The 12,187-nt window shown below is 59.3% G+C and carries 9 protein-coding genes and 1 tRNA gene; 7 read left to right on the forward strand and 3 right to left on the reverse strand.

Annotated features, from left to right (window positions below):
* Positions 1-138: 138 nt before the first annotated feature.
* The 5 genes from EJ576_RS12965 (at position 139) to idi (ending at position 3,235) form a co-directional block, all read left to right on the forward strand.
* Positions 139-690, forward strand: a complete 552-nt coding sequence (locus EJ576_RS12965; RefSeq protein ID WP_028618724.1) for an RNA polymerase sigma factor — start codon at positions 139-141, stop codon at positions 688-690.
* Between the two features lie 192 nt (positions 691-882).
* Positions 883-959 (forward strand) — tRNA-Met (locus EJ576_RS12970).
* 382 nt (positions 960-1,341) lie between these two features.
* A complete protein-coding gene (locus EJ576_RS12975; RefSeq protein ID WP_256656603.1) occupies positions 1,342-2,133 on the forward strand; it encodes a terpene synthase family protein in 792 nt (263 codons plus the stop codon).
* Positions 2,120-2,422, forward strand: coding sequence for a class I SAM-dependent methyltransferase (locus tag EJ576_RS30015; protein ID WP_240037299.1), 303 nt, complete (start codon positions 2,120-2,122; stop codon positions 2,420-2,422). The genes EJ576_RS12975 and EJ576_RS30015 overlap by 14 nt, the downstream gene beginning before the upstream one ends.
* A 270-nt stretch (positions 2,423-2,692) precedes the next feature.
* Entirely contained in the window at positions 2,693-3,235 is a 543-nt protein-coding gene (idi, locus tag EJ576_RS12985; RefSeq protein ID WP_122723656.1) for an isopentenyl-diphosphate Delta-isomerase, read from the forward strand.
* A gap of 2 nt (positions 3,236-3,237) precedes the next feature.
* Here the strand turns inward: idi and EJ576_RS12990 are convergent, their stop codons facing one another.
* Entirely contained in the window at positions 3,238-7,536 is a 4,299-nt protein-coding gene (locus EJ576_RS12990; protein ID WP_126570477.1) for an AvrE-family type 3 secretion system effector, read from the reverse strand.
* Between the two features lie 243 nt (positions 7,537-7,779).
* On the opposite strand from EJ576_RS12990, the gene ggt reads away from it, so the two are divergent.
* Both ggt and pgeF read left to right on the forward strand, forming a co-directional pair.
* Entirely contained in the window at positions 7,780-9,609 is a 1,830-nt protein-coding gene (ggt, locus tag EJ576_RS12995; protein ID WP_126570478.1) for a gamma-glutamyltransferase, read from the forward strand.
* A gap of 26 nt (positions 9,610-9,635) precedes the next feature.
* The gene (gene pgeF / locus EJ576_RS13000) at positions 9,636-10,361 is read left to right on the forward strand and encodes a peptidoglycan editing factor PgeF (protein WP_122723654.1); all 726 of its coding nucleotides are present in this window, start codon (positions 9,636-9,638) and stop codon (positions 10,359-10,361) included.
* Here the strand turns inward: pgeF and ddlA are convergent.
* Both ddlA and EJ576_RS13010 read right to left on the reverse strand, forming a co-directional pair.
* Positions 10,351-11,445: a D-alanine--D-alanine ligase gene (gene ddlA, locus EJ576_RS13005; RefSeq protein WP_122723653.1), complete on the reverse strand. Its 1,095-nt coding sequence runs from the start codon at positions 11,443-11,445 to the stop codon at positions 10,351-10,353. The genes pgeF and ddlA overlap by 11 nt on opposite strands.
* 44 nt (positions 11,446-11,489) lie before the next feature.
* Positions 11,490-12,128: a LysE family transporter gene (locus EJ576_RS13010; RefSeq protein WP_122685971.1), complete on the reverse strand. Its 639-nt coding sequence runs from the start codon at positions 12,126-12,128 to the stop codon at positions 11,490-11,492.
* Between the last annotated feature and the right edge of the window lie 59 nt (positions 12,129-12,187).

Genomic DNA, 12,187 nt, shown 5'->3' on the forward strand with positions numbered 1-12,187 from the left:
CCTGCGCAAAACCACACCATTTCAAGATATTTATCGTTATAAATCAGCGAATTACATAAAAAACCGTCTTGGCATAGCCAGTGCAAAAGGGGTTCCCGTCGACACCTTTTCGACTGCGTCTACACCAAGGAAACAATCATGAATATCCCTATTGAAGCTTTAGCGCACCTCGTTGGCAGCTCGCCTCAATTCATGCTTCACCTGACAGACGACCAGCAAAAAAAACTTCGGCGCTTCATTCACAAGCGCGTACTCAACCCAGAGGATGCGGATGATCTTCTGCAGTTGACGTATCTGGAAGCCTGGCGCAACCGAGAGCGTTTCAGCGGCAATGCCACGCTCAGCACGTGGATGTGTGGTATCGCGCAAAACCTGATCCGCAATCACTTCAGGCGCTTGTACGCCAAGCCCGTGCATTGCGAGTTTGATGAGTCGCTCTGGCATGGCCAGGAAGACAACCACAATCTGGATTGGGAGTTCGAGGTAAACCGTCGCCTGGAAAAAACCCTGAGCGCTATCGACCATCTGCCAATGGAAATGCGCAAGACGCTGTACGCCTCACTGGAAACCGACGGCAGCTATCAGGACACAGCCGACGCGTTGGACATTCCTATCGGCACCGTGCGTTCACGCCTGTCACGAGCACGCGAACAGCTTAAGCGGGCCACGCACAACCCGAAACATCCCTAGCGTCATTGGACGCGTTGAGCGGCAGGGATATCTGCTCAACGCGATCAAGTTTTGCGGGGCATTCGGCAGGGCGAAGAGTGATCCACTCGTCGCCAGATCCGCTGATTTCGCTTAAACAGTTGAAAGCGTAGATAAAAATTCAAAATAAACACTTGACGCATTCCCGTTCTACGCGAATAATGCGCGCCACTTGGCTACATAGCTCAGTTGGTTAGAGCATAGCATTCATAATGCTGGGGTCCGGGGTTCAAGTCCCTGTGTAGCCACCAAGTACCGATCCATAGATGTCTACAGCAGTCTATGAATCACCTCAAGAAGCCCGCCTCGTGCGGGCTTTCTTGTTTCTACCGTTTCAAAAGACCCTAGCGCTGACAGCGCTGCCTCCTGAATGCCCTCCCCCAAACATCAACCCAGGTACGCTCATGACCCGGCTGCAATGGGGTTAACCGCGAGCGCTGAAACACCGCGTCCCCTTCAGTTGTGCGGGGTTTCCCTCGCCCCTCTCCGAAATACCTGACATCCAAGAACATTTACTTCCGAGCATGATCCGCATCGCAGGAATACAGCCGCGCGGCCTGAACGCCCCCCTAGTGGAGGTTGCTTGAATGTGAAACAAGGATGTCATATGACAAATAACTCAGGGGGGGCTTCATGCCGATACCACCGCTGATCATTCCCGAGATACCGCTTCCGTTCTCGAGTCCGCCGCCGCGCGCCGACAGCCCTCAGTTGCGGGAACATGCCCTCGCCTGGGCGCAACGATACGGTCTGATCGGCCGCCGAGGGGCGCACCGGCTAAGCACCACAGCATTGCTCGACCTCGGAATGGCACTGTGCGGGCAGGCTCCCACACACCAGGCCGAAACCCTCGTGTGCTGGTACCTGTGGGCGCTAATACTCGATGACCGAATCGATGATGGGCCCTGGGCAGAAAATGGCGTCCTGGAGCGTTTCGTCACAGCGGTACAGGCAATAACCGAGAACGACTGTGTCGATCCGCCGCATGAAATCGGCCGATTTGATGACCCAATGCTCAGTGTCCTGGTTGATGACCTATGGTCACGGACACGGAGCTGGGGTAACGAACGTTGGCGGCATAGAGTCGTACAGCATTTACTGCGACATCTGCGTGCGCAGGCGATGCTGGTAAAAATGCGGGACACAGGAACGGCAATCACGCTGGCCGAATATCTGCCGTTGCGACGGGATTCGTTCGGGGCACTGTTCTTCTTTGATCTCATCGATGCGGCAAAAATGCTCGACCCCTACGAGCACTCAGACACCATCGAATGGTGGAGCACACTCCGCGAGCACGCTGCCGATATCATCACCTGGACGAACGATATCCACTCGATTGCCAAAGACGTGGTCTGTGGTGAGCGCTTCAACCTGGTATCTGTTCTAGCGGACATCGGCTGGAGGTCGCACTATGAGCACCATTGACTCAGCCGAGGAGCCCGGCTACACCAACAGCTATCTCGGTGATCAGCACGCTGGCCAATTGATGCGGCTACGCACCCTGGAGCGTGCCTTTGACCCGTTGAGCCGAACAGTCTTTGGCCTGCTGCCTCTTCCGGATAACCCGGCCATTCTTGACCTCGGCGCTGGCGCCGGATCATTCGCCGGCTGGCTGAGCAAGCGTTACCCCGACGCGACGGTCATCGCCACTGACATTGACACCCGCTTTCTTACCGACATACCTGGCATTCGGGTGTACTCCCCGACCGGCTAAGAGAGCGGGGTCTCTCATTTATCGGACATCGCACTCTCGAAGGCCGAATCGGCGATGACAGCCCGGCTGATGCCTTCTGGGCGTCAACCACAGCACAAGCCGGGCCGACGCTGCTCAAGCTCGGGCTACTCACTCAGGATGACCTGGATGCCATGGCCAGGCTGCGCGCCTCCTCGACCTTCACCGAGGCCGCGTTGACATTCATCAGCGCCTGGGGACAAGTGCCCGAGCGAGGGTAGACAGTCGCAACTGCAAGAAAGAGGACACGTGATGACTGACAATGTGGTTTTAGTCGATGAACAAGATCGTCAGATCGGTGTATGTTGCAAACGCGACGCACACCTGGGAGCGGGGCAGCTGCATCGCGCATTTTCGGTTCACCTGATCGACAGTGCCGGACGCCATCTGATCCAGCGCCGTGCCGCAGGTAAAATGCTGTGGCCTGGTTTCTGGTCGAATGCCTGCTGCAGCCATCCGGTACCTGGCGAGACTGTTCTGGATGCGGCGTCTCGTCGTCTGCGCGAAGAACTGGGGGTCTCTGCCTCCTGCCGCTTCCTTTACAGTTTTGAATACCATGCGCGCTTTGGTGTGATCGGTGCGGAACATGAATTATGCCATGTGTTGATTGCTCAATCTGACGCGATGATCTTCCCGACCGCCGAAGAGGTCAGCGAGGTCGAGTGGCTGACCCGCGCAGAAGTCTCAGCCCAGCTGTCAGATCCGGCAGCACACTTTACCCCCTGGTTTCGAATGCAGTGGCGCCACCTGCTAGCGCAGCACCCTACATTCAATACACCCACATTTCATGAATAACTTCAGTTCGCTGACCGGCCTTGTGTCCTCACGCGCAGGTCTCCCAGGTCAATCGTCAGATCAGGGCTCGGCAGACTACCCAGTGTGTCGTTCAGGTTCATCCGCAATGGCTTATCGGGGTCCAGCCCATATTCAAGGTCTGCATTGACGCGCTTCTGGGAATGACTCAGGCCAGCACTGCTGGAAAAGCTGAGGTTCGTCATAGCCGGTATCGACATGCCATGGGACTGGGTGGCGGTATAGCTAAGGCTCATGTTTTTGACCCGCAGATTGTTGCGATCGCTCAGTGCGCGCCTGATCAGCGGCTCGGTACTTTCACCGGCAAGGTGACTGCGCTCTATCGTTCGCAGGATCTCGGGCTTGAGTTCCATGCCAAGCGTTACCGAAGTGCCCTCGCCACGCTGCAACTGATCGAGCACCTGGGCAAATTGTGGGTCATCCCTCAACCACTGCTCGATCGCCGCTTTGTTGGCCGGCGCCACGTCATCCAGCCAGGCATGGCGGCCATCGTCCCGCAACCCGACACGGGTGACCGATGAATCAACCGACGCCAGTTGGCGCAGCCCATTCTTTGCCAGGTCTTGCTGGAGAATCAGCTTATCCAGTGATTGGCAGATCGCGTGGTAGACGTCCGCTTTCGTCGCAGTGGACGGATGAGTCGCAAGGAACTGCCGCAGAGCAACGATCTGTTGATCCACTGTGCCCCCCGACAGCTCGGTCGCCGCCAGCTCCCGCCTGAACGTCGGCGAGTAAAGCGACACGCTGCGCTTGAGGTCATCAATCTGCGACTGAGTCACCGGTTGAGGGTGCTTGAAAGAAAAACTGAAGGCCTGCGATTCACCGCGATCAAACTTCACCATGACCGACAGTTCCGGCAATGCAAACACCGCCATGCTGGGCCCACCGCTTTGCGCCCCGACCAACGCCAATGCATTGAGGGGGGCGATATTGGCCCCCACACCACCCTGTCTGAGGAACTGTGCACTGGCTGCCGTATTGTGGCGGGTGCCCGTAGCAGTGCCCGTGGCGGACTGACTCTTATCCTTATGAAAAAGATTGAGGTTAGCCACCCCACCAACGCCTGCACGGATCACTGAGTCCAGCTCAGCAATGTTTTCCTGCGGGCTGTACATCAGGCGCAATTGGGCGAGTGCGTCCAGGTTCAAGTCGCCACTGAGCTTCGAACTCTTGCCCGTCGCATGCTCCTCGCCCAGCCCCAGCAAGTCATAGACGGTTCCAGTCTCGGCAGTAAGGATCGACATCATTTTGCCAAAGTCAGCCTCCTTCACGTCGAAGGCGATGTTCGTCCCGGTATTTTTAGCGACCGCTGCGGTCAGCTCCGCAGCGACCCTCAACCCTGGCGTCACTGCGTCTGATCCTCGTCCCAACGTCACACCCGAGGCAACCGAGCCGGCCAGCCGCCGCATGTCATCCGAATTGATTTCAACCCGAGCACCTTTGTCGGTACGGCTGATACTCACCCCATGAGTATGGGACATGGAGGCGCCCAGGAAAAACTCCACGGGGGCTACTGGCTTTATCCCTGTCACCATCAACCCCAGGCTTATACCTTGGGTTCGGCTCGGGGAAAGGGTCTGGCCACTGTCCAGTTGTTGCACTTGCTGCGTCATCGCCTCTTTGATGGGAGCATCCGTAGGCAACCCCAGCAGTCCCGAAAGATGCCAGTGAAGCGCAGAGCCGGGTGTTCCAAGGTCCTTGGCCAAGAGCTTGAAGTTGCCATACAAGGATTCGGCCTGCTCGTAACTGGCAATACCTTGACTGGCCAATGTGTGTACAGGGCTGTCCTTGAACGCTTGCATGACATCCTGCAGAGACGTTTCTATGCGCGCCAGGCCGCTTGGGCTAAGGCCTGACGTCGCGTCGAGTGCCTGTACCAGGTCCGTCAATTGCTTGAGCGTATTCGCATGATGGATCAGGTCGCCTTCGATCAATGCCGAGGGGTGATTAAGGTCCCGCTTGCCCCCGGGCTTGGGCGCGGGAAGCGTCAAGCCCTGCCCCTCAAAGTTGGCCAACAACGCGGCGGTCGGTTTTTCCGGCGAGGGAGAGATTCTCCTGAACGCTTCATGGAGCTGATGAAGCGTCGAACCAGGGTTTATTTCCGCCCGGCTCAATGTGGGCTTTGGGTCAAATGCTACACCGTGAGTGTCGCCCAAGCGGCGCGCGCTTGACTGGCTACTCTCCTCTACCTGCGTCAGCGCCTGGCGAATCTGTCCGGCCAGCGCCTGCCGCGGCCCTGGCTCGCTCAACGCGGTGAGTCGCCTATTCAATTCAGCTGAAACCGGCCTGCTCTGCGCGAGAGGATGGAGTTGCTGATGCAGTCGCTGATGGTCAGCGTAGATGCCCTCCAACCCCTTGCGGCCAGTGAAACGCTGCTGAGCGCCTTTGGCCTTTTGGCTGAGGGCCTCCAGGGGATGAAAGTGTGCGCTGATCCCTTGAAAAAAATCACGCTTGAGCGGTACACCCTCACGGGACTGCCCCATGACATTACTGCCGACGGTCAGTGCCCCTCCGGGAAACTGCGCGCGCATTTGCTGACTCGCCAACGTGCCGGCTAACGAAGGCGCCGAGGTTGTCGATTGCACCGCGCCCCACTCCATTGCAGTCGCGCTGGCGTTGTCCAGTCGGTAGAACTGCTTGTTCCACCCAGCAACCAAGTGCTTATCCGCCCCCATTCGCAAGGACTCCAGCGGTTGGCGATCCGGAAGTTCAACTCTGCTCCAGTGCTGCATGCTCGCGGTGTTGCCCTGCCAGGCCTCGCGATCCAACCTGAACAGTTCTCCGCCCTGGGTGTGTGCATACAGATTGCCCGCGTGATCCAGGTTAAGCGTCTTTATGTCAATCGAAGGTGATGCGTGTAGCGGCCAGGCGCCCCCATCGTGATGGACCTGAAGCTGGTTGTTCTGGTCGGCAGTGACAAAATTACGCCCGTCAGCGACAGCAAACCCAGTGACGCGCTGCTGAGTATCCCCTGCGAGTACTTCGTCAACAGACACATGCGGGCGCGGCGCGGGAAGCGCGGCCAAATTATGGCTGGCCCCCTCAATCAGCGGATCGCGCACTTTACTGATGGTCACCGCCTTCAGTTGCCCCTCCTGCACCACATAGGCACGGCCGTCCAACCCGCGCTCCAGATGCTCGACACCGGGTTGCGCGGTGTCTTGCCAACGCTGCTCCGCCGCGTCCCAGGTCAGCAGGTTGCCGGCATCCAGTGCAACCTTGCCTCGCTGTCCAAGATCGACCGCCGCCGCCAGTGCCTGCTGGCTGGGCAGGGGCAGGCCTTTCTCAATGCCCTTGACCAACACGTCGCTGAGGTTCCACTGCGGGCGAAGGTCGTTTGCGTCACTCAAGGGCACACTGTGCAATTGCTGGCGTGCGTCTCGCACCTTGGCATTGAGTTGCCCTTGATCATCATGAAAGAAGCCTTCGACACTGATCGCGCCCTTCAATGCCCGCTCCAGCGACTCGATGGGTAACCGAACGATCGGCAGCTTGCCATCGCGCGCCATGCGTAGGTCTGCCCGGATCCACTCACCGTCCGTGGTCGCACCATGCAAGGTGTTTCCCGACAACCCGATACGAGTGAGCTGCACAGGCAGTCCGGTCTCATCGACCAGGCGCACCGCTTGTGGGCTGTTTCCCAGAATATGCACATAAGAGGCATCATCGCCTTGCCTCAGCAGCACCGTAGTATGACCTTGCGTATCACTGTCTTCGAAACTCAAAGGTGTCTTCAACAGTTGCCCATCATGGGTCAGGCCTAGGCGGCTGAAGGCTCGGTTATCCGCATCGGGCATCCAGGAAAGTGTGAGAGGTTCAAAGCGAAACAGTCGCTGGCCATCCAGGCGAAACTGCTGGCCATCCGCTGTAGTCTGAACAGCGCTCACGCTCCCTACGTGCGCGCCCCCCGGACTATCGCCAGCGCCGCCAGTTGTATCCGGGAGGCTGCTTTTGAACACTGCGGCGACAGCCGGCGTGGACTGGATGTGAAACACATACTGGCGCTCATCCTTCATCCGCAACGTAGGCGTACCTGCTGTCGAAGGACCATCAGCCACATAGTGTTTATTGGGCTGGTTGAGGTGGCGGGCGATATCACGCCCAATCAGTGTCTTATCAGACTGCACCTTGCCATCGCTAAGGGACACATCGAACTGCATCGAAGTCGGTTGCAATGGTTGATAGTGCAGCAAGACGGGTGGAGGCGGTTCCTGGGCCGACCTCTTCAAGCGTTCCACCAGATCATGCTGTAACTTGAAAAGGGCTTTCAATTCCGTACGCATGGCAATACTCCCAAACAAAATTCATCACCCCCGTCTAGTGGGCATCCTCTCTGTTTGGTTCCAATCAGGCTTTTTCACAACGGCGACTGCATTCGCAGGAAAAAACCGCTCATCTGTATTTTGACGCTCGCCCGCCCCACTGTTAGTGTCCGGCTCCACCCTTGCACGCATGCCGTGCTCTACCTGCAAGGCACGATTTATCTGTAAGAAGCAGTACCCCAAGGACAACAGATCATTCTCAAAATGAACGGAGTTCAACGCGTGTTTTCGATTTCCCGCCGTCAACTGTCAGTGATTGCCGCAGCCCTTGCACTGGCTGCATGCAACACCTCTGTCAACGAACAGCCACCGGCACCCGAACTGGGTTCAGGCTACCGCACCGACCTCACCACCCAACAGGCTGAGCGTCATATGGCGGCCGCCGCCAACCCGCTCGCGGCCGAGGCCGGGCGAGAGATGCTGCGCAAAGGCGGTTCGGCTATCGATGCGGCGATTGCGATGCAGGCGGTGTTGACCTTGGTTGAGCCGCAGTCATCCGGCATCGGCGGTGGCGCGTTTATCATGCTGTGGGACGCAAACACCGTGCACGCCTATGACGGCCGCGAAACAGCGCCAGCCGGGGCGACGGAGCGGTTATTCCTGAAGACCGATGGTAAGCCGATGGCGTTTCCAGAAGCGCAGATTGGCGGACGGTCGGTCGGCACGCCTGGGGTATTGCGTGCACTTGAGATGGCACACAAGAAGACCGGTCACCTGCAATGGGGCGAGCTGTTCGAGCCGGCGATCCGGCTGGCGGAACAGGGCTTCGCCATTTCTCCACGCCTGCACAGCCTGATCGCAGCCGACCGCTACATCGCGCAATCACCGGACATGGCAGCGTACTTCCTGAACGCCGATGGCTCACCAAAAGCCACCGGTACGCTGTTGAAAAACCCCGCACTGGCCAACGTGTTCAAACGCATCGCCAAGGAAGGGCCGGATGCACTGTACCAAGGGCCGATTGCCGATGAGATCGCACGCAAGGTGCAGGGCCATCGCAACGCAGGCAGCCTGTCCCTGGCGGACCTCAAGGGCTACACCGCCAAAGAGCGCAAGCCGCTGTGCACCGATTACAAACAGTGGAAAGTCTGCGGTATGCCACCGCCGTCATCGGGCGGAGTCGCCATCGCGCAAATCCTCGGCACCTTGCAGGCGCTGGAAGCACGCGATCCCGCCCTGGCCATCGCAGCCATGCAACCGGTGAAAAGTTCGTCGCCTGCTGGCCTTGAGCCCGCGCCCGAAGCTGTGCACCTGCTGGCCGAAGCCGGGCGCCTGGCGTTTGCCGATCGCGCGCTCTATGTCGCCGACGCGGACTTCGTTCCAGTGCCCGTGGCGGGTCTGGTCGCACCGAACTACCTGGCCAAGCGTGCGGCCCTGATCGGCGAACGCAGCATGGGCATCGCCAAGCCGGGTGTACCTGCGGGTATCCAGGTGGCCTACGCGCCGGATCGCTCGCCGCTGCGCATTTCCACATCACAAGTGGTGGCGGTGGATGACCGGGGCGGCGCTGTGTCGATGACCACCACGGTGGAAGCGGCATTCGGCTCACATGTGATGGTGCAGGGCTTCTTGCTCAACAACCAGATGACCGACTTCTCGTTTGCTCCCGAGGAAAACGGCCAGCCAGTCGCCAACCGCGTCGAGCCCGGCAAACGCCCGCGTTCGGCCATGGCGCCGACCCTGGTGTTCGACCGCAAAAGCGGCGAATTACTGGCCACGGTGGGTTCACCCGGTGGCTCGCAAATCATCGAGTACGTGAGCAAGTCCCTGGTGGCCATGCTCGACTGGAAACTCGACCCGCAAGCCGCCATCAGCCTACCTAACTTCGGCAGCCGCAATGGCGCGACCGAGTTGGAAACCGGTCTGTTCAGCCCCGCGCTGAAACAGGCCCTCAAGGACAAGGGCCATGCGCTGAGCGAGATCGATATGACCAGCGGCATCCAGACCATCGTCCGCACGCGGGATGCCCAGGGCAAAGTGTCGCTGAGCGGCGGCGCCGACCCTCGGCGCGAAGGCGTAGCGGTTGGCGACTGACTATTCAATCAACGGAGAACGCGCTTGTGCAGCAGGCAGATAATCTCGGCGCCATCCCTGGCGTCGACCACGGTTTTTGTTCGATCAATGATCCGCTGCGCCCGCTAGAGGTGTTCATCTGCAAGCAAGTGCACAGTGCTTCGGTGATTGAATGGCAAGCGGACCAGGTGTCCAATACGGTGGAGGCGGACGGGGTGTGCACGGGCGAGGATCAGCCCATCGCTGTGATCACCGCCGATTGCCTGCCCATTCTCATTGCCTCGAAAAACGGCGAGAAAGTGGCTGCCGTGCATGGCGGGTGGAAGGGATTACAAGCTGGGATTGTTGCCAACGCCGTCCAGCGCTTTGCTGATGAGGGCATGGCCGCCGACCAGTTGCGGGTGGCGATAGGGCCGTCGATCAAGCCGTGCTGTTATGAAGTGAGCGAAGCGTTTATCGCACAGTTCCAGGCGGATCAGGGGCACTTGTGGTTAAGTGGGCGGGCACCGTGGAGCGTTGTGCAACCCACGCCGTTGCTGCCGCCTGAGATCGCACCACCCCACGCACGGCAAGAGGGAAGTGCGTGGTTTGATTTGAGTGGTTATGGGGTGATGTTGCTGCAAGCCGCCGGCATCCGGCGGGAGCAGATCGAGGTGAGTGAGGTGTGCACTTACTGCACCTCCCCCACCTTTGCCAGCTACCGCCGAAGGACGCATCATCCGGAGGAAGTGACGACACTGATTTACTCGTGGATTGCTCGCATCACCGACTGATCTTCAACCCCTTGCGCCCCGCGTGCCGCTCCAACGCCAGCTCGATCAGCCGGCTCACCAGTTCGCTGTAGCTCATCCCCGCCGCCTGCCACAGCTTGGGGTACATGCTGATGCGGGTGAAGCCGGGCAGTGAGTTGATTTCGTTGATCAGCACTTCACCGTCGTCGGTGAGGAACACGTCGACACGTGCCAAACCGGAACAACCCAGCACCTCGAACGCCTCGATCGCCAGCCCGCGAATACGCTCGCTGGCTTCCTGGCTGATGTCGGCCGGCACCACCACCTGGGCGGCCTGGTCGTCGATGTATTTGCTGTCGTAGGAGTAGAAACCGCTGCTCACCACGATTTCGCCACAACCGCTGGCGATGGGGTTTTCGTTGCCGAGCACGGCACACTCGATTTCACGGCCTTTTACGGCGGATTCAACCAACACCTTTTCATCAAAACCCAGGGCCAATTCAACAGCCGCGTGGTATTCGGCTTTGTCGCCGACTTTACTCACGCCCACGGAGGAACCTTGGTTGGCAGGTTTGACGAACATCGGCAGGCCGAGTTTGTTCACCGCAGCCTCAAACGAAGTACGCGCCGCGTTGCTGCGGGTCAGGGTGATGAACGGGGTAACGGCGATACCAGCATCGCGCAGCAGGCGTTTGCTGATGTCCTTGTCCATGCACACCGCCGAGCCGAGTACGTCGGAACCGACAAAAGGCAGGTCCGCCATGCGCAACAGACCTTGCAGGCAACCGTCTTCGCCGAGGGTGCCGTGGACGATGGGGAAAATCACATCGACATGTTCCAGCAAGCCCGTGCCCGAGGTCTCCACCAGCTGCTGGTTGGCCTTGCCGGGCACCACCGCCAGTTCGCGGTTGGACTGGTTGAGGGCGATCAGGGACGGGTTTTCCTGGTTGAGCAGGAAGTTCGATGTGTCGTTGAGATGCCAGTGGCCAGCCTTGTCGATACCGATCAACACCGGCTCGAAACGGGAGCGGTCCAGCGCGTCAACAATGTTACGCGCCGATTGCAACGAGACTTCATGCTCGGCCGACCGGCCACCAAAAATAATACCTACCCGCACCTTGCTCATGACCCGGCCTCACTGTTGAAAGTAAGGCTTCTTACCACGGGCGGTCAGCGATTCGCTACCAGATGTGCACCGAACAACAGGTAGCAGCCCCCGGCAAAGCGGTCGAGCCACTTGCGCGAGCGACTGTAGAGATTGGCCATGCGCTCGCTGGAAAACACCAAGGCCACGCAGGAATACCAGCTGAACGACAAGGTGGCCATGGTGATGACCGCCAGAGTCAGCAGCAGCGGTGAGGGAGACGGCGGCATGGTGGACGCGAAGATGGTGGCCACAAACAGCGCCGCCTTGGGGTTCGACAAGTTACCCAGCAACCCCAGCCGCCAGGCGGAAAACAGCGAGCGCCGAGCCTCGTCCGGCAGCATGCTCTGGCTCATGGCCGGTGCCGAGCGCTTGAACAACTTCAAGCCGAGGTAGATCAAGTAGCAGCCACCCAAGACCTTGAACGCCAGGTAAAGCATCGGCGCAGCGGTAAACAACGACTTGATGCCCAGGCCTCCGGCCAGTCCCCACAGGATGGTCCCCGTCGCCACACCGGCCGATGCCACCACGCCATGGCGGCGCGAACAACTGGCGGCCAATTGCGCCGTATTGAAAAAGTTGGGGCCGGGCGTCACCACTGCCACCGTCCACAGCAGGGCCAGCGAAACCAGGGGCGCCAGGTAGGCGGGGTTGAAAAAATCCATGGGAGGCAGCTCCATCAGCGCAAGGCACGAACAGCGATCATAGGCCTCGCCCAAGCCCT

The sequence above is a fragment of the Pseudomonas sp. C 49-2 genome (genome assembly GCF_003970195.1).
GTDB classification, from domain to species: domain Bacteria; phylum Pseudomonadota; class Gammaproteobacteria; order Pseudomonadales; family Pseudomonadaceae; genus Aquipseudomonas; species Aquipseudomonas canadensis.